Origin of the sequence: Devosia albogilva (genome assembly GCF_042685625.1) — a bacterium.
In the GTDB taxonomy this organism is placed as follows: Bacteria; Pseudomonadota; Alphaproteobacteria; order Rhizobiales; family Devosiaceae; genus Devosia; species Devosia albogilva.
Genome location: NZ_JBHUNP010000001.1, coordinates 431,078 through 457,451, shown reverse-complemented (window position 1 = coordinate 457,451; position 26,374 = coordinate 431,078). Strand labels below are relative to the sequence as shown.

Genomic DNA, 26,374 nt, shown 5'->3' with positions numbered 1-26,374 from the left:
GAAACCCAATGCGCGTCTATTACGATCGGGATGCCGATCTCAACATCATCAAATCCAAGAAGGTCGCGATCGTCGGCTACGGCTCGCAGGGTCACGCCCACACGCTGAACCTGCGCGACTCGGGCGTCACCGACATCGTCGTGGCGCTGCGTCCCGGCTCCCCCTCGGCCAAGAAGGCCGAAGGCGAGGGGCTGCGGGTGATGAGCGTTGCCGAAGCCGCCGGCTGGGCCGACGTGATCATGATGCTGACGCCCGACGAACTGCAGGCCGACATCTACAAGCAGCATATCGAGCCGAACATTCGTGACGGCGCGGCGCTGGCGTTCGCCCACGGCCTCAACGTCCACTTCAACCTGATCGAGCCCAAGAAGACCGTCGACGTGATCATGATCGCGCCGAAGGGCCCGGGTCACACCGTGCGCGGCGAGTTCCAGAAGGGCGGCGGCGTGCCGTGCCTGATCGCCGTCCACCAGGACGCTTCCGGCAACGCCCATGACATCGCGCTGGCCTATGCCTCGGGCGTCGGCGGCGGCCGTTCGGGCGTCATCGAGACCAATTTCCGCGAGGAATGCGAGACCGACCTGTTCGGCGAGCAGGCCGTGCTCTGCGGTGGCCTCGTGGAACTGATCCGCGCTGGCTTCGAGACGCTGGTGGAAGCCGGCTATGCTCCCGAAATGGCCTATTTCGAGTGCCTGCACGAAGTGAAGCTGATCGTCGACCTGATCTACCAGGGCGGCATCGCCAACATGAACTACTCGATTTCGAACACTGCCGAGTGGGGCGAGTACGTCACCGGCCCGCGCATCATCACCTCGGAAACCAAGGCCGAGATGAAGCGCGTGCTGCACGACATCCAGTCGGGCAAGTTCACCTCGGACTGGATGCAGGAATACAAGGGCGGCGCGTCGCGCTTCAAGGCGACCCGTCGCCTGGCCGACGAGCACCAGATCGAGGAAGTCGGCGCGCGGCTGCGCGAGATGATGCCCTGGATCAAGGCCGGCGCCCTGGTCGACAAGGCCAAGAACTAAGCGACACGAGGCGGCCGGGGGAAACCCCGGCCGTTTTTTCTTGATCCAGATCCTGCCCATCAGCGACGTCGACATCCGCCTCGTCCCGGGCTCCTGGCCGGTGCCGGAGCCGGTGCGCGCGGCTGCGGCGGCGCATTGGGCGGAGCTGAGTGCCGCCAATCCGCATCTGTGGGATGGCCGCATTCTTGGCGTGACGGCGCAGGACGGTGACCCGCCGCTTTCGATCATCGATGGCGTGTTGCGGGCCGAAGCGCGCGAGGATGCCTATTCGGTGTTCCTCCACTGGCGCGACAGTGGCTTTCCCGAGATCGGCATCCGCAACGTCTTCGGCTCGGCCCTGATCGCTTCCAGCGACGGCGCGTTCATTTTCGGGGTGATGGGCGGCACCACGGCGAATGCCGGCCGGGTCTATCCGCCGGGCGGTTCACTGGAGCCGAGCGACGTCGATTCCGAGGGCAAAGTGGGCGTGCTCGCCTCGATCGATCGCGAGCTCGAGGAAGAGACCGGTCTGACGGCGTCCGAGGCCGAACTCGGGCCGCTGCTGGTGACCTTCGAAGGCGCGCGGATTTCCATCGGACGGGTGTTCCGCTTCGATGAGCCTGCGGCTGCGCTCGCGGCCCGCATCCGGGCCAATCTTGACCGGCAGGCGCACCGCGAACTCGACGACGTGGTCATCGTGCGCTCGGCCGCAGACGCGGCCGCAGCCGGTTATGTCATCCCCTATGCGGCGGCGCTGGCCGATCGGGGTTCGGCCTATCTGTAGTATTGATGCAATCCTGTCGCAGTAACTGCACGGATCGACAATCGCGGGCTTTCGCTCCCCGCTCGTTCTGCTAGGCTCCGCTGACCATCGACTATTCATCCACCTTCCCACACCGGGGGTGACTATGACGTCGACCAAGCGGTTCTGCCTCTATCTGATCAAGCCGTCGCACTATGACGACGACGGCTATGTGATCCAGTGGCGGCTGTCTCCGATTCCATCCAACTCACTGGCGTCGGTCTACGGACTGGTACGCGATGCCATCGACCGTGAGGCCATGGGGCCGGGGTGGGACTTCGACGTCCATCCCATCGACGAGACCAATACCGAGGTGGACGTCCGCGCCATCGCGGAGGAGGTCCGCAGCGCCGACGGTGGCCTGGTGATGCTGATCGGGGTGCAGTCCAATCAGTTCCCGCGCGCGCTCGACATCGCCCGCCCCTTGCTCGCAGCAGGCATACAGGTCGCCATTGGCGGCTTTCATGTTTCCGGCGTCATATCGATGCTGAACGGCGAGGATGCCGATTTCCGCCGCGCCCAGCAGATGGGCATCAGCCTGTTCGCGGGTGAACTCGAGGGGCGGGTCGAGCAGGTGCTCGGGGACGCCGTCTCCGGCCGGCTGCAGCCGCTCTACAACTACATGAACGACCTGCCCGGGATCGAGGGCACGCCGGTGCCGTTCATGCCCGCGGGCCACGTGGCGCGCACCGCCTATAATCTCACCAGCTTCGATGCCGGCCGTGGCTGCCCCTACCAGTGCTCGTTCTGCACCATCATCAATGTGCAGGGGCGCAAATCCCGCCGCCGCTCGCCCGACGACATCGAGAAGATCATCCGCCTCAATCTCGAGCAGGGCGTTCGCCGGTTCTTCATCACCGACGACAACTTCGCCCGCAACAAGGACTGGGAAGCCATCCTCGACCGGCTGATCGCCATGCGGGAAGGGGAGGGGCTCGACTTCAACTTCTTCATCCAGGTGGACACGCTCTGCCACAAGATCCCGAACTTCGTGGAGAAGTGTGCCCGCGCCGGGGTGAAGCGGGTGTTCATCGGGCTCGAGAACGTCAACCCGGCCAACCTCAAGGACGCCAAGAAGCGGCAGAACAAGATCACCGAATACCGTCGGATGCTGCTGGCCTGGAAGGAATGGCACGTCATCACTTATGCCGGCTACATCCTCGGTTTCCCCACTGACACGCCCGAGCGCATCATGCACGACATCGACGTGGTGAAGCGGGAACTGCCGGTCGACATCCTCGAATTCTTCTTCCTGACGCCGCTCCCCGGCTCGGAGGACCACCAGAAGCTGCATCGCGCTGGGGTCGCCATGGACGGCGACCTCAACAAGTACGATCTCAACCACTACACCACGGCGCATCCGGCGATGAGCCAGGCCGAGTTCGAGAAGGTCTATGCCGATGCCTGGACGCGCTACTATTCGCTTGACCATGTCGAGACGATCATGCGCCGGGCGGCGGTGTCCGGCATCTCCACCTCGAATGTGCTGCTTCTGGCCGTGTGGTTCGTGGGAGCGCTGAAGATCGAGGGCGTGCATCCGCTGGAGGTTGGCTGGATCCGGCGCAAGTCGCGCCTAAACCGCCGGCATGGCATGCCGATCGAACCCGCCATCCTGTTCTACCCGAAATACTATGCCGAACTCGGCTGGAAGCTGATGCGCTGGGCGGGGCTCTACCTGCGCTTCGGGATGAAGCAGCTCAAGGTGGAACGGGACCCCAACCGGCACAGCTATACCGACACGGCGATGACCCCGGTGACAGATCAGGATGAGGCGGACCTCGAGCTGTTCAAGTCGAGCGACGCGGTGGTGTGGCTGGACGAGCAGAAGCGCATCGAGCGGGCGCAGCTTGGGCTCAGGCAGGAAGCCTCGTGACAGGCTGACCCTGTTGCGGCCATCGAGCGTGGGGTAGATTGCAGGGATCGTCGGACGGAGATGCCTGTGTCATTGCCCCGGTTTCCCCAGGAAGGCGGCTGCCAGTGCGGCGCCGTTCGCTACCGCCTGAATGCTGCGCCGCTCAGCGTCTACAATTGCCATTGCAAGGACTGCCAGCGCTTCTCGGGTGCCGGCTGGTCGATGTCGATGATCGTGCGCAGCAGCGATTTCGAGGTCTCGGGCGCAACTGTGCGCTATGACCGTAGGGCCGATAGCGGCAACGTCATCGTCATGAACTTCTGCGCCCACTGCCATGGCTGGTTGTGGAACGACCCGCCCGACGGCAGCATCAAGGTGGTCCGGGCCGGGACGCTCGACGACATCGACTGGGCCCGGCCGGTCGGCAACATCTGGACCAGCAGCAAGGCGGCATGGGCGGAGATCGACCCCAGCCTCGTGAATTTCGACAAGGGCGCGGTGGACCGCACGCCGCTGTTCGAAGCGTGGAGCCGTGCGCACCAACCGTGAGGTTCTAGGGGCGGGCGGGCTGCCTTATCCGCCAGTCGGTGGCGACGAAGCCGGCGAGCAGCGCCAGTTCACCGAGATTGCCGGCGAAGGCCAGCATGTCGCCGGTCACGGTGGCGGCCACCTGGGCCAGGGCGCCGAGGAGCAGCCACGGTCCGCCTCCGTGGCGCCAGATCACGACGCCGGCGGCGACGATCAGGACGATCACTGCGATGGGCGCGACCGGCACGGAGTTGACGTTGCTGTAGGTCACGAGCCCGTCGTCGGTGCTGAGCTCCAGTTCCAGGTTCAGCATGTCGCTCCAGAAACCGAAGGCGATGAGGGCGACGACGACAACCGCAGCGATCGCGCTTATCACGGATCCGCGGCTCCAGCCGGCGCCGCTGCGGCGAACGAGGCCGAGCGCGCTCAGCACCAGCAGCGGCGTCGAGCCCGCATGCATGAAATAGCGAGGCACGCTGAGGTTCTGCAGTTGCTCGCCCGCGCCCACCGCGCTGCCCAGCGCGATCATGACGTTGTCGTAGACCAGGCCTGCGGTCACCAGGATCAGCGGAATGCTGGAGAGAGTGCGGCTGCCAAGCAACCGGACCACGGAGGCGACGAACAGGCCGAGATGTCCAAGGGCGTAAGCTAAAAAAATCACCTGCATCGGATGCAAAGTCCACGCTCTGATGTAAGAACTTTCCGAGCGCAGCAATGCAGTATTTGGTTCCATCGGCCGCACGGCGCGGGGATGGACCGGCTTGGGACCAGCAATGAGCAACGAAGACGATATCGCCCGTGTGAAGCGGCAAGAGCAGGAACTGGTGCTGGAGCGCTTCGACGAGGAGGTGGCTTTCGCCCTCGGCACCTCGGTGCGGGAGCGCGCCCTGGCGGAAGGGCTGTCGCTGGTGGTCGACATCCGCACCTGGGACCGGCAGTTGTTCTTCTCGGCCACGGCGGGCACGTCGGCCGACAATGCCGAGTGGGTGCGCCGCAAGATCAACACTGTCCGCCGCTTCCAGCGCGCGAGCTACCGCATGGTGCTCGAGCGGGGCGAGCAGCCGTTCTCGCCACAGTCGGGTGCCGATCCTGCCGACTACGTCATCGCCGGTGGCGGTTTCCCGATCCGGGTCACGGGCGCCGGCATTGTCGGGGCGCTGACCATCTCCGGCCTGCCGGGCCGCAAGGACCATGCCGTGGCCGTCGATGCCATCTGCGATCATCTCGGACGGCCGCGCGCCGACTATGCCCTGCCGGAGAGCGCGCCGTGAAACTCAGCTATCTGCTGCTCGACGTCTTCACGCGCGAGCCGCTCAAGGGCAACCCGCTCGCGGTGGTCTGCAAGGCCGAGGGGCTGCTCGACGACGAGATGCAGCGGGTAGCCCGGGAGTTCAACCTCAGCGAGACGGTGTTCATCTGCAAGCCGAAGGCGGAGCGCAACACCGCCAATGTCCGCATCTTCACCCCGCATGAGGAATTGCCGTTCGCTGGCCACCCCACCGTTGGCGCCGCCGTGGTGCTTGGCCTGCAGAACAAGGTGAGCGCCGTGCGGCTCGAGGAGAAGGTCGGGCTGGTTACGGCGCTGTTCGAGAAACTCGACAAGCGTAGTGGCGAGGCTCGCTTCGCCTTGCCGCGATTGCCGGCGCGCCTCGGCGATCTGCCGGACCGGCTGTCGCTGGCGCAGGCGCTCGGCGTCGAGCCGGAAGACATCGGCTGCGAGGGCTACAAGCCGGCGGTGTTCTCCGCGGGCGTCACCTTTCACCTGATCCCGGTGCGCAACGCTGCGGTGCTGCGGCGGGTGCAGCCGAACTCGGCCGGCTGGAACGCCGTGTTCTCCTACGACCACCACTCCGCCTATGTGTTCACCCTGACGCCGGAGGAGCCCGACAACGACATCGCGGCGCGGATGTTCGGCATGGGCTTGGGCGAGGATCCGGGCACGGGTTCGGCGGCGGCAGCGCTGATCGGGCTTCTCGCCGAGCACGCGCCGCTCGCCAACGGCCAGTCCGATTTCGTGCTGCGGCAGGGCCACGAGATGGGCCGCCCGTGCCGCATCACCATCCAGTTGCGCAAGGACAACGACGTGCTGACCCATGGAGCCATCGGCGGGCAGGCGGTGATCGTCGGCGAGGGGGTGCTCGATCTGGGGGATTGAGCGCGCCGAACGGATTCGCGGCGGATGGTCTTGCAACGCCATCCCGATTGGCGCATTCTTTGACCAGGACGAAGTGTACCCGAGCGTACCCGATGCAGCGCCGCCGCGCCAAAGCCATTGCCATCGCAGAGCAGCAGGTTCTCCGGAATCGGCTCGCGATTGCGGCCGGCCTGCTGCTGCTTCCCGCGCTCCTCCTCCTTCTTATCAGCCCCTGATCACCGGCAGCTCGAACGAGCGGGTCGTCAGGGGAGTGTGCCATCAACCGAACATTGAAACATGTCCGGTCCAGCGAGCCATTGCCTCGGGGCCGATAGGAAAGAACTGATATGTCCGCCACCAACAGCAACAAAGAGCGCGTCTTCATCTTCGACACCACGCTGCGCGACGGCGAGCAATCGCCCGGCGCGACGATGACCCTCGAGGAGAAGCTGCAGGTCGCCGAAACGCTCGACGAAATGGGCGTTGATATCATCGAGGCCGGCTTCCCGATCGCTTCCAATGGCGATTTCGAAGCGGTCGTCGCCGTCGCCAAACAGGTCAAGCGCGCCACCGTTGCCGGCCTTGCCCGGGCGATCCCGGCCGATATCGACCGGGCAGGGGAGGCGGTGCGGCATGCCCAGCGCGGCCGTATCCACACCTTCGTGTCGACCTCGCCGATCCATCTGGCCCACCAGATGAAGAAGACCGAGGATGAGGTCATCGAGATCATCGCCCGCACGGTGGCGCAGGCGCGCAACCTGATCGACGATGTCGAGTGGTCGGCGATGGACGCTACCCGCACGCCGATCGAGTTCCTCAAGCGCTGCGTCGAGACCGCCATCAAGGCCGGCGCCACCACCATCAACCTGCCGGACACGGTGGGCTATGCGGTGCCGGACGAGCATTTCCGCATGTTCAAGACCATCATCGAGAGCGTGCCGGGCGCCGACAAGGCGATCTTCTCGGTGCACTGCCACGACGATCTCGGCATGGCGGTGGCGAACTCGCTGGCCGGTGTCGCCGGCGGTGCCCGCCAGATCGAGTGCACCATCAATGGTCTCGGCGAGCGCGCCGGCAATGCGGCGCTCGAGGAAGTGGTGATGGCGCTGCGTACCCGCGGCGATGCGATGCCGTTCTATACCGAAGTGGACTCGACGCATCTGGCCCGCGCCAGCAAGGTCGTGTCGGCCGCCTCGAACTTCCCGGTGCAGTACAACAAGGCGATCGTGGGCAAGAACGCCTTCGCCCATGAGAGCGGCATCCACCAGGACGGCATGTTGAAGAATGCCGAAACCTACGAGATCATGACCCCGGCCAGCGTCGGCATCAAGGAAACCACGCTGGTCATGGGCAAGCACTCGGGACGCGCTGCCTTCAAGGACAAGCTGCGCGAGCTGGGTTACGAGCTCGGCGACAATGCTTTCCAGGAAGCGTTCCAGCGCTTCAAGGACCTGGCCGACCGCAAGAAGCACGTCTACGACGCCGACATCATCGCGCTGGTCGATGACGAGGTCGGCTCGGTCGGCGACCGGATCCGCCTGGTCGATATGGAGGTGGTGTCGAAGACCGGCGGCACTCACCGCTGCAACCTGGTCCTCTCGATCGACGGGGAGGAAAGCGCGGTCACCGTCGAGGGCACCGGATCTGTGGACGCTATCTTCAATGCCATCAAGCAGGCCACTGGCCAGCAGCCGCATCTGGTGCTTTATGCCGTGGACGGCGTGACCGGCGGCACCGACGCGCAGGCCTCGGCGCATGTTCGTCTCGAAATGAACGGGCGCATCGCCTCCGGCAACGCCGCCGAGCCCGATACGCTGGTGGCCTCCGCCCGCGCCTATCTCAACGCCCTCAATCGGGTGATGATCGAGCGTGGCGCCTCCGCGCAGGGTGCACTCGCCGCCAGTTGATCCAGCATGGCGCCGGGTAACTCGGCGCCGTCGGCGGCCGTCTAGCCCAGTTCCGCCAGCACTTCTCCGAGCGCCTGGTCCAGCAATTGCCGGTCCTCGGCGGTGCCGGCACTGATCCGAACATAGTGATCAAGGCCAGGCGCGGCAGGCTTGCGGATGAACACGCCGCGCGCGGCCACGCCTTCAAGCATCGCGCGGGCGTATGCCGCGTCGCGGCCGCAGTTCACGGCGACAAAGTTGGTCGCGGTCGGCAGTGGCTCCAGCCCGTGCCGGCGAACGATCGCTGCGGTATCCTCCAGCGATCGCCGAACTGCGGTAACTGTCCATTGCAGGTGTTCCTGGTCAGCCAGGGCCGCTATGGCGCCGGCTTGGGCCATGTTGCTGATGCCGAAGTGATTGCGGATGCGGTCGAAAGGCCGGACTGCATCGGGATGCCCGATGACGTATCCCACGCGCGCACCGGCCATGCCGTAGGCCTTGGAGAAGGTGCGCATGCGCAGCAGATTGCGCCGGTGGAGATCGAACGGGGGCAGGGTGCCTGCCGGCGCGAACTCCCCATACGCCTCATCCAGCATGATCATCGTGGTCTCAGGCACTGCAGCGATAAACCGCTCCACCGACTCTGCTTTCCACCAACTGCCCATCGGATTGTCCGGATTGGCGAGGTAGACCATGGCCGCGTGGGTTTCGTGCGCGGCAGCGGCTAGCGCCTCGATGTCCTCGTGCACCCCGCGGAAGGGCACCGTATGCAGCGCTGCCCCATAGCCTGCCACATGGTAGTGGAAGGTGGGGTAGCCGCCGAGCGAAGACACCACTGTGCTGCCGGGCGGCGCATAGAGGCGCACGGCCATGCCCAGTATTGCGTCCACGCCTTCGCCGGGCATCACGGCTGCGGCAGAAATCCGATGGTGCGCCGCAATTGCCTCGCGCAGATGGTGGTTTTCCGGATCGCCATAGTGCCAGCTCTCGGCCGCGGCAGCGCGCATCGCGGCCAATGCTGCGGGCGAGGGGCCGAAGGGGTTTTCGTTGGCGCCGATACGCGCCCGCAGCGGCACGCCGCTGGTGCGGGCAATGCTCTCCGGCCCAACGAAGGGCACGGTCTCCGGCAGGCGATCGACGACAGGTGTCAGGCGAGGGGGCACGGTCTATCCCGGACAGGTTTGTGAACCCGAGCTAAGCGTCCGTGGTCGTTTTGCACAAGTCCACGTGGCCTGCCCCCGTCCATGGCGGCCGGATTTTGGGCGCTGGCAACCACTTGTCCAATGGGCGGCATTTGGTTCAAAGGCGCCGTAGTCCGGTCAGAAGTCGACAAGCATGGCGGCGCACCCTTGTGCTCGCGTCCCCCGACGATTCGTGCCTTTCCCCTTTGCAAATGGAGCGTGTGAATGCTGCCTACTTACGTTCTCGCGCGCGATCACCTGCAGCGTGCTGCCACAATACTGGCCGGGTCCGATCACCAGTCTCGGCAGATCCGCTACATCATCGAGCGTACCATCTCCCTGATTGAAGAAACTCGGCCCGAACCTGCTCGCCCCGCCAGCAATGTGCTGGATTTCACGGCGTTTCGCGAGCGCCACGAGCGAGCCTGACAAATCTCCAGGCCGGCGCATCAGTGCGCCGGCCGGGCCTATGCCGTGGCGCTGGCGAAGCCGCCTTCTCGATCGAGCGTTGCCTTGAGCCGCTCCTGCAACTCGCTGCGCGCCGCCGCCCAGTCGCTGCTCCGCACGGGAACCCGTGCCGCCAATGTCACCGCAGTGTCGGAGAGGCTGTCGACCACCACTTCCGCATGAGAATCGCGCACGCCGAAGTCGCTGCTCAGGCCTTCGATGATGCGCTGGCGCACCAGTGCAAGGTCGGCGTTGCGCGGCACCGTGAACTTCAGCTCGACGATTCGACCGGGTTCGCGGGTGAAGTTGGTGATGCGGGCATTGGAGAGCTTGGAGTTCGGCACGAACATGAAGACGTTCTCGGCGTTGCGCATCTGTGTGCCGAACAGGCCGATCTCGACCACCGTACCCGCAATCCCGTCGGCATCGATCTGGTCGCCGACGTTGAAGGGACGCAGCAGCACCAGGAGTATGCCGGCAGCGATGTTGGACAGGGTTCCCTGCAGGGCCAGGGCCACCGCGATGCCCGCAGCGCCGAGGACGGCAAGAATCGAGGCCGTCTCCACCCCGAACTGGCCCAGCACCACGATGATCGTCACCACCAGGATGCCGTAGCGCACCACCTGGGACAGCAGCGGTACAATGGTGTGGTCGCGGTTCAGTCGCTCCGGCAGCAGGCGCACCACCGCGCGGGAGATGAATTTTGCCAGCATCCACCCTGCCACCAGCACCACGAGCGCTATCACAGCCGACCAGACGCTGGACAGCAGCCAGGCCGTGGAGACACCGAAGATCGTCGTGTTGGTCATGGAGAACGCCACCAAGTTGTTGTTTTGCCTGAAATAGCCAGGCGCAGGGGTTGGTTGCGGCGCCGGATCTGCCGCTGGGTGCGGCATTTCATTCGTGTGTCAGGAAAGTGCGGCAGGCGTCTGGACAGGCCCAAGCCGCTTTGCTAGAGAGGCGCCACTTTGGTGCCGGCGCGCTTCAGCGCAGCGGGTGCATAGCTCAGATGGTAGAGCAGCTGACTCTTAATCAGCGGGTCCAAGGTTCGAGTCCTTGTGCACCCACCAAAGTGCTCGTTACATGGTAGCGAATTGCGGCGGGCGACCCTCGGGTCGCCTTTGTCGTTTGGGGCTCCGCTGCACCGCTTACGATGTGATGTTCGAGCCGGCTTTCAGGCAACAACCTGCGGAATGGTGCGTTCGGCCCGGTATGCTTTACCTCGCCGAGTGACGGTGCACCGTCGCTCGCTGCCCAACGGGAGGGACCGATGGCCGACGACAAGTCCGACAACCGCACCCTGACCAACCGCCAGGGTCACCCAGTCACCAACAACCAGTCTCAGCGGACCGTAGGCAGTCGTGGTCCGGCGACGCTCGAGAACTACCAGTTCCTTGAAAAGATCACTCACTTCGACCGCGAACGCATTCCCGAGCGCGTGGTGCATGCCCGCGGCTTTGTCTGCTACGGCGAGTTCGAAGCGACCGGCCGGATTGGCGACGAACCGGCTTCCAAATACACGCGCGCCAAGCTGTTCCAGGAGGCCGGCAAGAAGACGCCGCTCGCCATCCGCTTCTCCACCGTGATCGGCGGCCGCGACTCCTCGGAGGTCGCCCGCGACCCGCGTGGCTTTGCGGTGAAGTTCTACACCGAGGACGGCAACTGGGACCTTGTCGGCAACAACCTCGCGATCTTCTTCATCCGCGACGCCATCAAGTTCCCCGACGTCATCCATGCGCTCAAGCCCGATCCGGTGACCTTCCGCCAGGAGCCGAACCGCATCTTCGACTTCATGAGCCAGACCCCTGAATCGATGCACATGCTGACGCACCTGTTCAGCCCCAGGGGCATCCCCGCCAGCTACCGGCACATGGAGGGCTTCGGGGTCAACACCTACAAGATGGTCAATGCGCAAGGGGACACGGTGCTGGTGAAGTACCACTTCCACCCGCGTTGCGGCATTGCCAGCCTGACCGCGGACGAAGCCGCCAAGGTGCAGGCGCAGGATCTCGGCTCGGCCTCGAAGGACCTCTACGAGGCGATCGAGCGCGGCGACTATCCGCAATGGGATCTGTTCATCCAGATCATGGAAGACCATGATCACCCCGAGCTCGACTGGGATCCGCTGGACGACACCAAGATCTGGCCGGAGAAGGACTTCCCCCTGCGCCATGCCGGGGTGATGACGCTGAACCGCAACGTCGAGGACCACTTCAACGAGAACGAGCAGATCGCCATGGGCACGGGCGTGCTGGTCGATGGGCTCGATTTCTCCGACGACAAGATGCTGGTCGGGCGCACCTTCTCCTATTCGGACACGCAGCGCTATCGCGTCGGCACCAACTACCTGCAGCTGCCGGTGAACCAGGCCAAGAACGCCAAGGTGGCGACCAACCTCAATGGCGGGCAGATGTCCTATGGGCGGGACCTCGCCCCCGGGCAGAACCCCCACGTCAACTTCGAGCCGTCCATCCACAACGGATTGCACGAGGCTGCGCGTGAGGAGCCGAACAACCCGCCGGAGATCAGGGGACGGTTGACCCGCAGCGTGCTGGAAAGGCGCAACGACTATGTCCAGGCCCGTGGCCGCTACTGCACCATGATGCAGTGGGAGCGCGATGACCTTGTGCGGAACATGGGTACACTGCTCGGCCAGTGCGAGCGCGATGTGCAGGAACGCATGCTGTGGCACTTCCTGCTGATCCACGACGACTATGGCAATCGTGTCGGCGAGATGCTCGGCATCAGCGCGGATGACGTGCGGCATCTGCCGCCACTGCCTGGTCAAGTGCTGACAGATGAGGATCAGCGCCGGCTCGCCATGCTCGGGCGCAATCAGGACGTGATCGATTCAGAGGTCTGGGGGCAGTGGACGAGCTCGGTCAAGAACTACCAGGCCTCCGCCGAGGAAGTTCTTGGCGGCATGCCGTCGGAACTTAAGGAAGCGGCGGAGTAGGGCGCCTCCGCTAGCCCGTAACAAAACGGCGCCGCCGGGATGGCGGCGCCGCGCGATTTCGTAGCTAGAGGCTTGCCTCGGAGAGCTTCTGGAGCAGCTTCTGGCGGTCTTCCAGCGACTTCAGACGGATCGTCATCGTCTCCGTCTTGATCGGCGTCTGCACCGGCAGGTTGTATTCGAGATCGGGGAGGGACTCCCCAGCCCACTCGCGGAAACGGTGCAGCTTGTTGCCGCCGCTGATGGGGATGGTGGCGCTGTACTTGAAAGTCATGGTTGTGGTCGTCCGTAACGTGCCGGCAGCGCTGCGCAGCATGGCGCAGCCGGTGCCGGCGGGTTTCTGCTCATGGGTTGAGGTTCACCTGGTGCAGCATTGCGACGGCAAGGCGCTGCACCAGGCAATCAGCCTATGAGAAGGCGACCCTTGCGGTTGGCGCCGGCTGCCCGGGGCCGTATCGTCCAATCCCGAACCTGGCAGTTCAGCCTGGTCATTGGACGTGCTCGTGCTGCGCCGATGCCTTCGCCCGGGACGCCGACGGTGCTGCACGACGGCGCGGCGCGATGTCCTGGCGCTCAGGGGGAGGTTCGACGATCCCGCTGACGATATCGGCGATATGCGAGATCTCTCCGCGGGTGATGCCGATATCCTTGAGCATGGCGTCGTCCAGCCGTTGCAGAGCGGTGATGGTGCGGCCGCGCTGCAGCCGAACCAGCGCCGAGCGGAACATCTTCGCCAGCCCGCCCGCCGACCGCGCTGGGCTTTGACCATCGGCACTGTGCTTGCGCGGAGCCGGGGAAAGCGAGGCGGGGTCAACCTGCTCCACCTCGAGGAACTCGGTGCCCCCATCATCGGTCCGGTACGGAATGGATTGACCGGCGCTGAGACCGAGCAGGGCAAGACCCCGCGGCAGACGCAGCGACAGGTTGGAGGCGTCGTCCTCCTCCTGCGGTGACCAGGCCAGCCGCCGTTCCATGCTGCGGGCACCGTCGACCACGAAGCGCACGGTGCTGCCGCTGGTGACCAGGTCCCGGCCGGCATTCGCGGGCGGGATGATGACTGCGGTGTCGAGCTTGCGGCGCAGCAGCATGGCGAGGGCCGTGCGGCTCCCGGTCATGGTGCACATCAGCCGCTCGAGATGGGCATGGTCTTCAGGTGTCAGGATCGTGGGGTGGGAATTCTGCATCACATAAACCTCCGTGCTGTGCGAACCAGCGTCCCCATCGAGGGGACGGCCAATGCCGCGCCTCACTGCAGTGCCTGATGCTCGCGCCGAAGCTCACCGGCGCCTGAGACCGATGTGCTGGCGCAGGTGCGCAACCCGCCGGGTCGCGATCACTGCTGCGATGATGTTGGAGAAAGCCCTGAGCCCGCGCGCGGCGCGTCCGGACTCAGGGTCAGACGCCCGCTTGGAGGAGACCCAGGCGGGCTAGCACGAGAGATTTGAACGTCAGCCCAGTCATGCCCGACATGTGGGAAGTGTGGCGAGAGAAATCAAGGGCTTGCAAAAGGCTTCTATTAACAAGCCATCGCCCCAGCAACTGGCCACACTCCCCACCGTTGAGGCGGCAAAGCCCGGAAGAAAGAGACGGGCCCGAGGAGTGTTACACATGTATCCCGATCTCAAGCCCGTCGCGGACCAGCCGGTTCTGCAGACGATGAAGGTCGTCTCCACCAAAGTTTATCGCGGCCCACACCTCTACTCCGAGCTGCCGATGATCCAGATTCAACTGGACCTCGGCGCATTGGAACAATGGCCGACCAGTTCCATCGTCGGTTTCTCGGACCGGCTGACCGCACTGTTGCCCAATCTGTGGGAGCACGGTTGTTCCTATGGGGAGCCGGGCGGCTTCGTCCGCCGCATGGCGGAGGGCACCTGGCTCGGCCATGTGATCGAGCACGTCGCCATCGAGCTGCAGTGTCTGGTCGGCATGAAGGTGAGCCGTGGCAAGACCCGGTCGGTGAAGGGCCAGCCCGGCGTCTACAATGTGCTCTACTGCTATGTCGACGAGACGGTCGGCCTTGCTGCCGGACGCCTCGCCGTTCAGCTCGTCAACAGCCTGCTGCCGGAACACCTGCGCGGCATCGATGGTCTCGACGAGATCACCGACGGCGGTGAGTTCACGGACCTCGCTGCCGGTCTCAAGGCGCTCTCCGAACTGGCCGCTACCCGCGCCTTCGGCCCCACCACGGCGTCCCTGATCCACGAGGCCGAGCGTCGGCACATCCCGGTGCAGCGCCTTGACGATTCGAGCCTGATCCTGCTGGGGCAGGGCAAGTCCCAGAAGCGCATCCGCGCCTCCTGCACAGACCTGACCTCCGAGGTGGCCACCGAGATCGCGGCGGACAAGGATTTGACCAAGCTGCTGCTCGACCAGGCCGGTCTGCCAGTGCCCACGGGGAAACTGGTGCGCTCGGCGGATGAAGCGGTGCGTGCGGCCGAGGACCTCGGCTATCCGGTGGTTACCAAGCCGCTCGACGGCAATCATGGGCGCGGCGTCAATATTGACCTCAAGACGGAAGCCGATGTGCGCTGGGGCTTCGAACAGGCCCGTGAGCACGGCCGCATTGTCATCGTCGAGCGCTACTTCGCCGGCGCCGACCATCGCATCCTGGTCATCGGCGGCCAGGTGGTGGCGGTCGCCAAGCGCGTGCCGGCGCATGTGGTCGGCGACGGCGTCAGCAGCATCCGCGCCCTGATCGACGAAGTGAACAGGGACCCCCGCCGCGGTGAGGGACACTCCTCGGTGCTGACCCGCATCGAGGTGGACGAGTGCGTCGAGCACTTCCTCGCCATCAGCGGACTCACGGTGGGTTCAATCCCGGCGGCGGGCGAGACGGTGATGCTGCGCCCCACCGCGAATCTGTCGACCGGCGGCACCGCCATCGACCGTACCGACGAGATCCATCCCGAGAACGCCCTCATCGCCCGGCGTGCCGCGCAGATCGTCGGCCTCGATATCGCGGGCATCGACTTCGTTTGTCCCGACATCTCGCAGCCGGTCAGCAGGACGGGTGGCGGCATCATCGAGGTCAACGCCGGACCGGGCTTCCGCATGCACCTGGAGCCATTCCAGGGCCGCCCGAGGAATGTCGCTCGCCCGGTGCTTGAAATGTTGTTCCCGGAAGGCTCGACCGGCCGCATTCCGGTCTTCGCCATCACCGGCACGAACGGCAAGTCAACCACCGCCCGCATGCTCAACCACATCCTCAAGGAGGCCGGCTGCACTGTCGGGCTCACCTCGACCACAGGCGTGTACCTCGATGGACAGCGGGTGATGACCGGGGACTGCTCTGGTCCGAGGAGCGCGCGTGTGGTGCTGCGCGAACCCAGCGTTGATGCTGCCGTGCTCGAATGCGCCCGCGGCGGCATCCTGCGCGAGGGCCTCGCTTTCGATGAATGCGACGTCGCTGCCTGCCTCAACGTGGCCGAGGACCATCTGGGCCTTAAGGGCATCGACACGATCGAGGATCTGGCGGCTGTGAAATCGGTGGTGGTAGAGTCCGTGCGCCGCGGCGGCTGGAGCATTCTCAATGCCGACAACGAGCACACCGCCGCCATGGCCGAGCATGCCGGTGGGCAGATCTGCTACTTCACCCTGAAGGACCAGGAGGAGTGGCCGGACTTCCTCTCCGAGCACGTCGCCAGGGGCGGACGCGCCATCAGCCGCCAGCGCATGGCGGAAGGCTGGGACATCGTCATCCATGAGGACAACGAGGCCATCTACTTCATGAAGGTGTCGGAGATTCCGGCCACCCTCGACGGTTGGGCCGAGTTCAACGTCGCCAATGCTCTCGCAGCGGTGGCCATGGCGCATTGCCACCGCATCCCGCTCAACACCATTCGCGCGGCGATGCGCGAGTTCACCACCTCGTTCGAGGATTCTCCTGGCCGGCTCAACATCCATGACGGGCACGGCTTCCGAACAATTCTCGACTACGCCCACAATCCGGATGGCCTGCGTGCCCTCGGGCACCTGGTCGGCAAGATGCGCGAGCGCCACCAGCGGGTCATCGGCATGGTCGGCACCGCCGGCGACCGGCGCGACGTCGACATCCGGGCCATGGGCGAATTGGCAGCCGGCCTGTTCGACGTCATCGTCTTCAAGGAAGACGACATGCTGCGCGGACGTGAGCCTGGCACAGTGGCGGCCCTCATGCAGTAGGGTGCGCTGGCGGCCGGCTGCACCCCTGACCGCATCCACACTGTTCTCCCCGAAGACGGCGCGACGGAGTTCTGCCTGCGGCTGGCTCGACCGGGCGACCTCGTGGTGCTGATGGTCGACCACGTCGAGCAGGTCTGGGATCAGATAAAGGCATTCAGTCCCGTCAATTCGCCGCTGCAAACGGCCGAGATCGTGCCGCTGAGGAGTGCTTCGTGATGTGGTCCATCATCCTTCACGGCGGAGCGAAAGAGATCGAAGCGGAGGAAGAGGAGGCGCACCGGCAGGGGTGCCTCAAGGCATTGGCCGCGGGCCGTTTGATACTCGAGGCCGGAGGCTCCGCCATTGATGCGGTCGAGGCAGCCGTCCGCGAACTCGAGAGTGACCCGACCTTCAACGCCGGATATGGCAGCGCGCTGAACGCCGAGGGGCAGGTGGAAATGTGCTCCGCGGTCATGGAGGGGCAGGACTTCAATGTGGGGGCCGTTTCCGTTCTGAAGGGCGTTCGCCACCCGATCAGCGTTGCCAGGGCGATGCTCTACGAGGAGCCGATCCTGATCTCAGGGCCGGGCGCCCGTTGCTTTGCGGCTGACCAGGGGCTGGAACTGTGCGATCCCGCAGACCTGATCCCTCCACAGGAGCAGCAGGCGGCAAGAACTGGCACCCATGACACCGTCGGCTGCATCGCTCTCGATACCAGTGGCCGTCTCGCAGTGGGCACCTCCACCGGCGGCCTCGATGGCTCCCCGGCAGGGCGCGTCGGCGACTCGCCGCAACCCGGCTGCGGCTACTATGCCGACGACCAGATAGGCGCGGTGGCTTTCTCCGGCGATGGCGAGCACATCGCCCGCAAGATGCTGGCCGCGAGGGTCATGCACGCACTTCCCGGCGGCAACCCCGAGATCGTGCTGCAGGAGGCTTTGCAGCAGGTTGCGGAGATCGGCGGTGAGGCAGGAGGAATCGTGCTCCTGCCGGACGGCCGGTTCGGCTGGGATCACAACAGCCGCGACTTCGCGGTGGCGCTGCAAAGCAGTGCCGATGCCGAGCCCCGAGTACATACGCGTAAACAAGAAGGCATTCCGTGACCAAAGCGAAGTCAGGACCCAAGCAGGGAACTCTCATCATCATCGGCGGGCATGAGGACCACGACGGCGACAAGGTCATTCTCAAGGAAGTCGCCAGCCACGTGCGCAACGGCAAACTGGTGCTCGCCACGATCGTCTCGCACGAACCCGACGGCTATCTCGAGAAATACCAGGCCTCCTTCGCCGAACTCGGCGTCGGCCATGTCACCGAGCTCTATGTCGAAGACCGGACCGAGGCCAATGACGAGGCCAAGCTCAAGGCACTTGATGATGTGCAAGCCGTGTTCTTCTCGGGCGGCGACCAGTTGCGCATCACCAGCCAGATCGGCGGTACGCCGGTTGTCGACAGGGTGATGGAGATCTACCGCTCCGGTGGGGTCATTGCCGGCACCTCCGCCGGAGCCTCGATGATGAGCGACACCATGCTGGTCAAGGGCACGAGCGGCGCATCCTTCCGTGTCGGCGACGTGCGCATGGCGCCCGGACTGGGCCTGCTGCCGAACACCATCATCGACCAGCACTTCGCCGAACGGGGCCGGATCGGCCGGCTGATCGGCGCCGTCTCGCAGAACCCGCGCGAACTCGGCATCGGCATCGACGAGGACACGGCAATCGTGGTCGAGGGTGACCAGTTCCGCGTGATCGGCAGTGGCGCCGTCTACCTGGTCGATGCATCGGGAGCCACCTACTCGGACGTTACCGAAGCAGACACCAGGACGACCTTGTCGATCCACGATCTGAAGCTTCACGTCCTGAGCTCCGGCGATCGCTTCGACATGGTGACCCGCCGCCCGGTCCAGGGATAGAGCATCCCAGTTTGCGTCGGGAACCGTGCTCCTGACCCTCGGTTCCGTTACATCGCGCCCAGCGGCGCTTCTTGTTTTGCCCGGCGCTCCACCAGCACCCGGGCGCTACGGACCAGGAGGACGATCATGAGCGATTTCATCGTGGGCTATTTCGTCGGAAGCCTCTCATCCACCTCGATCAACCGGAAGCTGGCCCAGGCGCTGGTCAGGCTTGCGCCCGAAGGGCTGCACATGCGCGAGATTGCGATTCGCGACCTGCCGCTCTACAGCCAGGACTACGACGCTGACTATCCGCCGCCGGCGCGAGCCCTGAAGCAGGCCATCGCCGAGGTGGATGCGGTGCTGTTCGTCACTCCCGAGTACAATCGCTCCATTCCCGGCGGGCTCAAGAACGCCATCGACTGGGCCAGCCGCCCATGGGGTCAGAACTCCCTGGCGCGCAAGCCGTCAGCGGTGATCGGCGCTTCCATCGGTGCGATCGGCACCGCCGTGGCACAGCAGAGCCTGCGTAGCGTGTTGAGCTTCTGCAACTCCCCGCAGATGAACGCCCCCGAGGCCTATATCCACTTCACCCCCGACCTCGTGGACGAGGAGGGACGAGTGAGCAAGCCCGACACCGAGGAATTCCTGCGCGACTACATGAGTGCGTTTCAGCAGTTCATTGCCCGGGTCTACACCGCCATTCCACGCGAAGTCCGCTAGACCTGACACCAGATAGCGCCGGGCAAGAACTAGGCTGCTACTGCTGATCCTGGCTGCGCCCTGGCCAGTTCCCGGGCTGGCCGCGACGGGCCGGTTGAGCAGTCCTCGTAGCCAGCGTGAATACTTCGGAGACAGGCACAGGAGGACCATCCAGTGACTTCCCCCGACCCTCAACACGAAGAAATCTCGGTTGGGCGCGCCATCTGGCGCGGGCTGAAGTGCAGGTGTCCCAACTGCGGCAAGGGCCGGCTCTTTCACCACTATCTGGAACAGGTTGAAAGCTGCTCGATGTGTGGCGAGCCTCTCGCCTACTACAAAGGGGGTATCTTCGTGCCCCTGGTGGTTATCACGGTGGTCATCACCATCGCCGCCATCGCCATGCTCATCATCGAGTTGCAGGGGCAGGGTAGTCCGTTGCTCCATCTTTACGCCGTGGTGCCGCCATCGATCGTTATCCCCCTGCTGCTGCTGCCGAGTGCCAAAGGCGGGATCGTCGGCTTGATGTGGTCGAAGGGCTGGAGCGACGAGCAAGATCGCTGATAGCGACCAGGACTTATGCCGCCATGGTGACCACCCAGGACGTGGATGAAGCGTACGAGACAGCCTTGTGGAGGTTCGATCTCGTGCAGGCGCTCGAGGCGGAACTGCCGCTCCACCACCGCTGCCGGTCGACTTTGATTACGCATGGAAAAAGCACGGAAAGGGCGGCCGTCTACTTCCACGGCTTCACAAGCTGTCCGGCGCAAGGTGCTGCCCTGGCCACGCGATTGTTCGACAGGGGATACAACGTCTACCTCCCCCGCATGTTCGGACACGGTGGTCTCGAGCCGGAGAATTTCTCCATGGCTGAGCTCGAAGCGCAGCAGCTGGTGGATATGGCGAACGAAGCCGTCGACATCGCTGCCGGATTAGGGCGGAGGGTGTTCGTGATCGGCCTTTCCGCCGGGGGTACGGTGGCCTCGTGGGTGGCCCAGAACCGCACGGATGTGGCTCGGGTGATCGCCGTTTCGCCGTTCTTCGCCCCTTTCAAGCTGCCGTATCAAGCGGCCGAGGCAGCCAGCAGGATGCTCTTGAAGATCCCGAATCTGGTGATCCGGTGGAACCCGCTCGCCAATGTAGCCTCCGATCACGTCGACTATCCCTTCGCCCTGCCGGCGACGCATGCCTTGGCCGAAATCATGCTGCTGGGACAGAATGTGCAGTCGCTGGCGAGCCATCACCCGCCCGGGACCCGGAGCATCAGTGTGCTTCTCAACGCAGCGGACAGGTCGGTCAGCAACGCCGTTACCGAACGGGTCGTCAAGCTCTGGCAGATGCACGGCGCGACCGTAGCGGTGGAGACGCTTCCGCTGGCTCACCGTCTTCCCCACGATCTCATCAATCCCTTCGAGAAGGGCAATGATTTCGAGCGGGTCTACTCGGCTTTGACCAGGATGCTCTCCTTGTCCGAGGAGTAGCCGCGAGCAGGGAAGCCCCCGCCGCTGGCGTGAGCTTACGGCGCTGCCCGACCGTCGAGTGCCGGTTTTGGAAGTCCAGACTCGATGGTGTCGTCGAGCTTTGCCGCCGGCGGCTCCTTCCAAGGGCGCGCAAAGAGGCTACTCAGGCGATCTTCCGAGAGGACATTCAGCACCCCGGCCGTGGCCAGGATGATGATGCCCACTGCGGCGGGCAGGTCGATATACTCGCCGTAGAAGGCTGCCCCGAGCGCGAGCGCCCAGATCATCTGCGTGTATTGCGCCGGCGCCACCTGGTTGGCGGGCACGAACTTGGTGGCATTGATGAACGTCAGATGTCCGAGGCCGCCCAGGGTGCCGATCGCCATCAGCACCAGCAGTTGCTGCGGGCTCGGGAGTTCGAACCCCCAGGCCAGCATGGCGATGCCGTTGACACCCACGGCATAGAGGGTGACCACCGCGAAGATGCCGAGCCGGTGTTCGCGCGGCGCCAGCGACCGCAACAGGATGGTGTTTGTGGCGGTGAAAAACGCACAGGCCAGAGCGGCGAGGTGTCCGAGCTACAGGTCCCGGAAGCCTGGCCGCACCACGATCAGAACCCCGATGAAGCTCAGAACCAGCAAGGGCCATCGCCAACGCGGGATGGCTTCGCCGAGCACCAGGGCGGAGAGCGCCACGACGAACATCGGCGCCAGGAATGCCAGCGAGTAGACTTCCGCCAGCGGCACATGGGTGAAGGCGTAGATCACGCAAGCCGAACCGAGCACCCCCGAGACGCCGCGCAGGTTGAGCAGCAGCGGACTGCGGAGACGAAGGGCCTCGCTCCATTGCTCCTGCCGCGACTTGGTGAGCACAGCCGGGACGATCCCGAACAGGGAGGTGAAGAAGCCCACCTGAAAGACGCTGAGCTCTCCTCCGGTGCTCTTGATCAAGGCGTCGGCGCAGGAAAACAGCCCGTAGGCGATGAGAGCGAGAAGGACACCGGGTGACATATCGTCCGAGGGGCTGGGCTGGTTGAGGCGGCGGATGCCGGAGGGTCGAACACCAGCAAGACGCACGCGGCTGCATCGTTGCAATTCTTAACTCCGCAGATGTGCAGGATGCGGGCTCGGGCTCTTGTCACCCGGCTCGCACCTCAGTTGCACAGTTCTGCGAACGGTCTGTTTCCCCGACTGCCCCCGCACGAAGCGGTGAGGTGGGTTCCTTTCCGGATAGGACAACAATATTGACCTGTCTGGATCGAACTTGGCTTAGGAGCAGCTGGTGTCTGTGCGGACGATGAACAGGAGAGCGGTGTTGTTGGCGGGTGGGGCCAGCCTGTTGCTGGCTGGGTGCACCAGCACCAGTGCCCCGGCACGCGTGGCGCTCGCCGCGGCGCCGGAAACGCCGAAATCGCCCGACAGCGTGCCGCCGCACGTCCAGGCCATGTATGCCGCGGTTATGGACGAACCCTATCCCATTCGCGCGTCGCGGATGCATCTGGTGCCGGAGCGCTTCTGGCGGCAGGAGGTCACCGACCCAACCGGCGAAAAGCCCGGCTCTGTGGTGGTGGATACCACCGACCGCTTCCTCTACCACGTGCGCGACGACGGCACCGCCATGCGCTACGGCGTCGGCATCGGTGCCGCGGGCTTCGAGTGGTCGGGGCGCGCTCATATCGCTTACAAGCGCGAGTGGCCGACCTGGACACCGCCCTCCGACATGATCGCGCGGCATCCCGAACTCGAGCGCTACCGTCACGGCATGGAGCCGGGGCCGGATAACCCCATGGGTCCGCGTGCCCTCTATATCCACCAGGGCAATGTCGACACGCTCTATCGCATCCACGGCAACCCCGACGAGACCACTATCGGCAAGGCGGTGTCGAGCGGCTGTGTCCGTCTGTTGCCGCAGGACGTCATCCACCTCCACGCCAATGTGGTCAGCGGTTCGCCACTGCTGGTGGTCTAGGAAGCAGCCGGCATAGTTAGATTCCTGCGACTTTCGTCGATTTACCGGATGCCGGCCTTGCGACGCGAGGTTTCGAGGCTGTAGGGCTGTCGCGTCATTCTTCCAGAAGGTACCAGCATGTTCGGCTTAGATCCGAGTTTCCTCAGCTCGCTGCTCCAGGTCATCCTGATCGATCTGGTTCTCGCCGGCGACAACGCGGTCGTGATTGGCCTGGCGGCCGCGGGCCTGCCCGGGGATCTGCGGCGTCGCGCCATCCTGATCGGCATCATCGCGGCGACCCTCCTGCGCATCGGCTTTGCGCTGATCACCACCCAGTTGCTGTCGCTCGGCGGTGGCCTCCTGATCGCCGGTGGCGTGCTGCTGCTGTGGGTCTGCTGGAAGATGTACCGCGAACTGACGGTGCCGCAGGACGAGGAGCACGAGGCGACCGAAGCGCTCGCCAACGCCGACCTCAACGCCGATGGCACGGTGGCCGGCAAGGCGCCGCGCAAGACCCTGCGCCAGGCAGTCACGCAGATCATCATCGCCGACGTGTCGATGTCGCTCGACAACGTGCTCGCGGTCGCCGGTGCTGCCCAGCATCACTTTGAGGCGTTGATCTTCGGCTTGGCTCTTTCCGTGGTGCTGATGGGCGTCGCCGCCACCTTCATCGCTCGGCTCCTGCATCGCTTCCGCTGGATCGCCTGGATCGGCCTGCTCATCATCCTGTTCGTGGCCGTCCGCATGGTGCTGGAGGGGGCAGGGGCCTTTGTGGACATTCCGGCCATCCCCTTCCTCTACACCCCGCATGAGGTCGGCGCCGCCGCTGCTGCACATTAGCTTTTGCTAACCAAGGGCCGAGGTTGGCGGCATTGTCCCGGTGCTACTAGGGATTTGCACACCTTGAGCCGCTAGCGTGTCCCGCATCTGCAAAGGTGCGGGATTTGCTTTTATGGCCGCGGTCGCTGACCGATTGATCGACTCTGGCACCCCTTCGGCGTCTGCTCTCCGCGGCGGGGCCCTGCCACATCTGGTTGCCGAGCGCCTCTCCGGTGCCGACTGGGACGCGCTCATCGCCGACTTCGACGAAGTCTGCCAGGAGCAGATGCACGCCTTCGCGACCACACGCTGGCCGGGCGTAGAGCAGGAGCCGGTGGTCTTCCGTCTGAATGGCGAGGTCGTGGGCGGCACCCTGATGATGGTGCAAAGGCTGCCCCTCGGCATCGGCCGCATCGCGGTATCCAAATGGGCGCCGATGCTGCGGGACGTGCACCGACCCGACGCCGAAGCGATCCGCGCCGCCATGGTCGAATTGCTGGTTGCGGAGTTTGCCGACCGGCGCCGGCAGATGCTGTCCATCCTCCCCCGAGCCGCATTGGCGCAGCGGAATGCCGCCTATGACTGGCTGATGGACCGCGGCTTTCGGCGCGGCTCCGAGCTGTTGTTCCCCAACCGCTACATCGTCAATCTGCGCCTCACCGACGAGCAGCAGCGCAAGAGCTTCTCCCAGACCTGGCGCCGTCAGCTCAACAAGGCGGAGAAGGCGGACCTTAGCTTCGAGCATGGTGCGGCGAGCCGGTTCGGGGAATTCGAAGCGCTCTATGCGGCCATGACCGATCGCAAGCAGTTTCCGGATCATTCCGCCTTCGACACTCTCGGCGCCCTCTTCGACACGCCCGTCGAAACATTGCGGCCGGAACTGTTCTTCGTGCGGAATGGCGGCGAGGTCGTCGCCGGTGCGGTGATCTTCAAGGCGGGCGAGCGCGCCGTCTATCTCTACGGTGCCACCAACGATCAGGCCCTGCCGCTGCGGGCCGGGTACTTTCTCCATTGGCACATCATTCGCTGGCTGCGCGACCATACCCGGGCCGACTGGTACGACCTTGGCGGAACCGATGGCTTTCAGGGCCTGCACCAGTTCAAGAAGGGCATGGTCGGGGATGCCGGCGTCATCCGGCCGGTGCCTCCGGTCGCCAACTACGCCAGCCATCCGCTGGCTTATATTGCAGGCGCTGGCGCCTTTGCAGCCCGCGACGCCTACTACCACGTTCGTCGCCGCCTCGAGGGCTGGCGCAATCCGCGGGCGCGCATCGATCAGGTGCGGCAGGAGCAGGAACTGAACCGGTGAGTCTGGCCCGGCGCCTCGCATCGCAATCCACAGTGATCTTCGGTGCCAGGCTTGCGGGCGCGGGATTGGTGTTTCTGGCGCAGGCGCTGATTGCCCGCATGTGGGGTGCGCAGCTGCTGGGCGAATACATGGTCATCATCGCGACGGTGAACCTGATCGCGGTGGTAATGCCTCTCGGGTTCCACACTGTCGGTACCTACTTCACCGCCGAGTACCGGGCCCATGGTGCCCGGCGGCAACTCGGCGTTTTTCTAGTTCGCTGCTATGGCCATGTGGTCGGGGCTCTGGTCCTAGTGCTGTTGTTGGGGCCGCTGGTTCTGGCTGCTGCCGGGCTGCGCGAAGGGACCGTCGCCAATCACTTCGTCCCGGTGGCGCTACTCGCCTTCGGCGCTGCGCTGGTCTACGTGAACGGCGCCATTCTGGTGGGGCTGAAGCGACCCGTTGCGGGCTTCCTGGCTGATTCCCTGTTTCGTCCGCTCGTGGTTCTTGCGGCGTTTCTTGCCGCCACCGGCACCAGCGTGCAGACGGAAGCCTTCACCGCCATGGTATGGTGGATGGCACTTGGCTCCGTGATGATCGGGCTCGTTCACTTCGGCTTCGTGCTGATCAGTCTTCCCCGTGTCCCCGACACGATCCCGGTGCGGCCTGAAGAACCACGCCGCTGGTGGCGCTTCGCGCTTCCTTGGGTGCTGATCTCACTTGCTACCGACTTCTTCTTCGATATCGACCTTCTGCTGCTGAGCCAAAGTCTCTCGCGCGAGGATTTGGCCATCTTCGGTGTCTGCACGCGGCTGTTTTCGCTGGCCTCGTTCGGCGTTGCTGCCGTCTATGCGGTGACATTGCCCGACATGTTCGAGAGCGAAGCCAATGCCGATCGGGAGGGCTTCAACCGTAAGGTGGGCGACGCCAATTTCGTCGCCAGCCTCACCTCGATGGTGCTGTTCGGCACTATGCTGGTGACTGCGCCGTTCCTGTTGCTGCTGTTTGGCCCCGGTTTTTCCGAGGGCGCCGTGCCGCTGGCCCTGTTGTGCCTTGGCCTGGTTATACGTTCGGCACTCGGCCCTGCATCGATGGTTCTATCGATCCATGACCGTCCCTATGCGAGCCTGCCTTCGGTCGCGCTCGGCATGGTGACGCTGGTCGCTTTCAACTTCCTGCTGGTACCGCCCTTCGGCCTCACCGGAGCGGCACTAGCCGCGGTCGCCGCAATCGCGGTGTGGTCGCTGGCGCAATGGTGGGTGGCACTGCGCACCGCCCACCTCGACGTCTCCATCATGCAATGGTTCCGCGCTCGCCGCGCTGCGGTGGCAGCGGAGTAG

Annotated in this window: 26 protein-coding genes, 1 tRNA gene and 1 pseudogene; 21 read left to right on the top strand and 7 right to left on the bottom strand. The window is 64.8% G+C overall.

What is annotated here, in order from left to right:
• Positions 1 to 8 precede the first annotated feature (8 nt).
• The 4 genes from ilvC to ACFSX5_RS02335 all read left to right on the top strand — a co-directional run bounded on the left by ilvC (position 9) and on the right by ACFSX5_RS02335 (position 4,210).
• Positions 9 to 1,028 (top strand): ketol-acid reductoisomerase, encoded by a 1,020-nt coding sequence (ilvC, locus tag ACFSX5_RS02350; RefSeq protein WP_386831404.1) that lies wholly within the window; start codon positions 9 to 11, stop codon positions 1,026 to 1,028.
• 40 nt (positions 1,029 to 1,068) lie between these two features.
• Complete coding sequence (locus ACFSX5_RS02345; protein WP_386831403.1) at positions 1,069 to 1,791, top strand: NUDIX hydrolase; 723 nt, start codon at positions 1,069 to 1,071, stop codon at positions 1,789 to 1,791.
• Positions 1,792 to 1,915: 124 nt separating this feature from the next.
• A complete protein-coding gene (locus ACFSX5_RS02340) occupies positions 1,916 to 3,682 on the top strand; it encodes a B12-binding domain-containing radical SAM protein (protein ID WP_386831402.1) in 1,767 nt (588 codons plus the stop codon).
• 72 nt (positions 3,683 to 3,754) lie between these two features.
• The gene (locus ACFSX5_RS02335) at positions 3,755 to 4,210 is read left to right on the top strand and encodes a GFA family protein (protein WP_386831400.1); all 456 of its coding nucleotides are present in this window, start codon (positions 3,755 to 3,757) and stop codon (positions 4,208 to 4,210) included.
• Between the two features lie 4 nt (positions 4,211 to 4,214).
• On the opposite strand, the gene ACFSX5_RS02330 is transcribed toward ACFSX5_RS02335, so the two are convergent.
• Positions 4,215 to 4,856: a hypothetical protein gene (locus ACFSX5_RS02330; RefSeq protein WP_386831398.1), complete on the bottom strand. Its 642-nt coding sequence runs from the start codon at positions 4,854 to 4,856 to the stop codon at positions 4,215 to 4,217.
• A 106-nt stretch (positions 4,857 to 4,962) separates the two neighbouring features.
• Here ACFSX5_RS02330 and ACFSX5_RS02325 point away from each other — a divergent pair, with 106 nt between their 5' ends.
• From ACFSX5_RS02325 to ACFSX5_RS02310, 4 genes are all read left to right on the top strand, one after another.
• The gene (locus tag ACFSX5_RS02325; protein WP_386831397.1) at positions 4,963 to 5,460 is read left to right on the top strand and encodes a heme-degrading domain-containing protein; all 498 of its coding nucleotides are present in this window, start codon (positions 4,963 to 4,965) and stop codon (positions 5,458 to 5,460) included.
• A complete protein-coding gene (locus tag ACFSX5_RS02320; RefSeq protein WP_386831396.1) occupies positions 5,457 to 6,344 on the top strand; it encodes a PhzF family phenazine biosynthesis protein in 888 nt (295 codons plus the stop codon). Before ACFSX5_RS02325 ends, ACFSX5_RS02320 begins: the two co-directional genes overlap by 4 nt.
• A 92-nt stretch (positions 6,345 to 6,436) precedes the next feature.
• Positions 6,437 to 6,559, top strand: coding sequence for a hypothetical protein (locus ACFSX5_RS02315; protein ID WP_386831394.1), 123 nt, complete (start codon positions 6,437 to 6,439; stop codon positions 6,557 to 6,559).
• A 111-nt stretch (positions 6,560 to 6,670) separates the two neighbouring features.
• The gene (locus ACFSX5_RS02310) at positions 6,671 to 8,230 is read left to right on the top strand and encodes a 2-isopropylmalate synthase (protein WP_386831392.1); all 1,560 of its coding nucleotides are present in this window, start codon (positions 6,671 to 6,673) and stop codon (positions 8,228 to 8,230) included.
• Positions 8,231 to 8,271: 41 nt separating this feature from the next.
• Here ACFSX5_RS02310 and ACFSX5_RS02305 read toward each other — a convergent pair whose 3' ends face one another.
• Entirely contained in the window at positions 8,272 to 9,372 is a 1,101-nt protein-coding gene (locus ACFSX5_RS02305; protein ID WP_386831390.1) for a pyridoxal phosphate-dependent aminotransferase, read from the bottom strand.
• A gap of 243 nt (positions 9,373 to 9,615) precedes the next feature.
• Here ACFSX5_RS02305 and ACFSX5_RS02300 point away from each other — a divergent pair, with 243 nt between their 5' ends.
• A complete protein-coding gene (locus ACFSX5_RS02300; RefSeq protein WP_386831388.1) occupies positions 9,616 to 9,819 on the top strand; it encodes a hypothetical protein in 204 nt (67 codons plus the stop codon).
• A gap of 38 nt (positions 9,820 to 9,857) precedes the next feature.
• On the opposite strand, the gene ACFSX5_RS02295 is transcribed toward ACFSX5_RS02300, so the two are convergent.
• A complete protein-coding gene (locus ACFSX5_RS02295; protein ID WP_386831386.1) occupies positions 9,858 to 10,646 on the bottom strand; it encodes a mechanosensitive ion channel family protein in 789 nt (262 codons plus the stop codon).
• 185 nt (positions 10,647 to 10,831) lie between these two features.
• Between ACFSX5_RS02295 and ACFSX5_RS02290 the strand changes: the two genes are divergently transcribed.
• Positions 10,832 to 10,907: transfer RNA gene (locus ACFSX5_RS02290), tRNA-Lys, on the top strand.
• 200 nt (positions 10,908 to 11,107) lie between these two features.
• Positions 11,108 to 12,793 carry a catalase gene (locus tag ACFSX5_RS02285; protein ID WP_386831384.1) on the top strand — a complete coding sequence of 562 codons (1,686 nt, stop codon included), beginning with the start codon at positions 11,108 to 11,110 and terminating at the stop codon, positions 12,791 to 12,793.
• A 64-nt stretch (positions 12,794 to 12,857) separates the two neighbouring features.
• On the opposite strand, the gene ACFSX5_RS02280 is transcribed toward ACFSX5_RS02285, so the two are convergent.
• Positions 12,858 to 13,064, bottom strand: a complete 207-nt coding sequence (locus ACFSX5_RS02280; protein WP_386831382.1) for a hypothetical protein — start codon at positions 13,062 to 13,064, stop codon at positions 12,858 to 12,860.
• A gap of 214 nt (positions 13,065 to 13,278) precedes the next feature.
• A complete protein-coding gene (locus tag ACFSX5_RS02275; RefSeq protein ID WP_386831380.1) occupies positions 13,279 to 13,974 on the bottom strand; it encodes a DUF1127 domain-containing protein in 696 nt (231 codons plus the stop codon).
• A 424-nt stretch (positions 13,975 to 14,398) separates the two neighbouring features.
• Between ACFSX5_RS02275 and cphA the strand changes: the two genes are divergently transcribed.
• The 6 genes from cphA to ACFSX5_RS02245 all read left to right on the top strand — a co-directional run bounded on the left by cphA (position 14,399) and on the right by ACFSX5_RS02245 (position 21,001).
• Positions 14,399 to 16,954 carry a cyanophycin synthetase gene (gene cphA / locus ACFSX5_RS02270; RefSeq protein WP_386831378.1) on the top strand — a complete coding sequence of 852 codons (2,556 nt, stop codon included), beginning with the start codon at positions 14,399 to 14,401 and terminating at the stop codon, positions 16,952 to 16,954.
• A 215-nt stretch (positions 16,955 to 17,169) separates the two neighbouring features.
• Positions 17,170 to 18,036 (top strand): isoaspartyl peptidase/L-asparaginase family protein, encoded by an 867-nt coding sequence (locus ACFSX5_RS02265; protein ID WP_386835560.1) that lies wholly within the window; start codon positions 17,170 to 17,172, stop codon positions 18,034 to 18,036.
• Positions 18,033 to 18,842 (top strand): cyanophycinase, encoded by an 810-nt coding sequence (locus tag ACFSX5_RS02260; protein ID WP_386831376.1) that lies wholly within the window; start codon positions 18,033 to 18,035, stop codon positions 18,840 to 18,842. The genes ACFSX5_RS02265 and ACFSX5_RS02260 overlap by 4 nt, the downstream gene beginning before the upstream one ends.
• Before the next feature lie 126 nt (positions 18,843 to 18,968).
• On the top strand, positions 18,969 to 19,544 hold the full coding sequence (locus ACFSX5_RS02255; RefSeq protein ID WP_386831374.1) for an NADPH-dependent FMN reductase: 576 nt from the start codon (positions 18,969 to 18,971) through the stop codon (positions 19,542 to 19,544).
• Positions 19,545 to 19,697: 153 nt separating this feature from the next.
• On the top strand, positions 19,698 to 20,084 hold the full coding sequence (locus ACFSX5_RS02250; RefSeq protein ID WP_386831372.1) for a DUF983 domain-containing protein: 387 nt from the start codon (positions 19,698 to 19,700) through the stop codon (positions 20,082 to 20,084).
• A gap of 23 nt (positions 20,085 to 20,107) precedes the next feature.
• Positions 20,108 to 21,001 (top strand): alpha/beta hydrolase, encoded by an 894-nt coding sequence (locus ACFSX5_RS02245; RefSeq protein ID WP_386831370.1) that lies wholly within the window; start codon positions 20,108 to 20,110, stop codon positions 20,999 to 21,001.
• Between the two features lie 35 nt (positions 21,002 to 21,036).
• Here ACFSX5_RS02245 and ACFSX5_RS02240 read toward each other — a convergent pair.
• Together ACFSX5_RS02240 and ACFSX5_RS02235 are read right to left on the bottom strand one after the other, a co-directional pair.
• Positions 21,037 to 21,543: pseudogene (locus tag ACFSX5_RS02240) on the bottom strand (DMT family transporter); the annotation flags it as partial.
• A 15-nt stretch (positions 21,544 to 21,558) separates the two neighbouring features.
• Complete coding sequence (locus ACFSX5_RS02235; protein ID WP_386831368.1) at positions 21,559 to 22,074, bottom strand: DMT family transporter; 516 nt, start codon at positions 22,072 to 22,074, stop codon at positions 21,559 to 21,561.
• A 202-nt stretch (positions 22,075 to 22,276) separates the two neighbouring features.
• Between ACFSX5_RS02235 and ACFSX5_RS02230 the strand changes: the two genes are divergently transcribed.
• From ACFSX5_RS02230 to ACFSX5_RS02215, 4 genes are all read left to right on the top strand, one after another.
• Positions 22,277 to 22,948, top strand: coding sequence for a L,D-transpeptidase (locus ACFSX5_RS02230; RefSeq protein ID WP_449240238.1), 672 nt, complete (start codon positions 22,277 to 22,279; stop codon positions 22,946 to 22,948).
• A gap of 117 nt (positions 22,949 to 23,065) precedes the next feature.
• Positions 23,066 to 23,767, top strand: coding sequence for a TerC family protein (locus tag ACFSX5_RS02225; protein ID WP_386831364.1), 702 nt, complete (start codon positions 23,066 to 23,068; stop codon positions 23,765 to 23,767).
• Positions 23,768 to 23,879: 112 nt separating this feature from the next.
• A complete protein-coding gene (locus ACFSX5_RS02220) occupies positions 23,880 to 25,055 on the top strand; it encodes a lipid II:glycine glycyltransferase FemX (protein ID WP_386831362.1) in 1,176 nt (391 codons plus the stop codon).
• Positions 25,052 to 26,374: a lipopolysaccharide biosynthesis protein gene (locus tag ACFSX5_RS02215; protein WP_386831360.1), complete on the top strand. Its 1,323-nt coding sequence runs from the start codon at positions 25,052 to 25,054 to the stop codon at positions 26,372 to 26,374. Before ACFSX5_RS02220 ends, ACFSX5_RS02215 begins: the two co-directional genes overlap by 4 nt.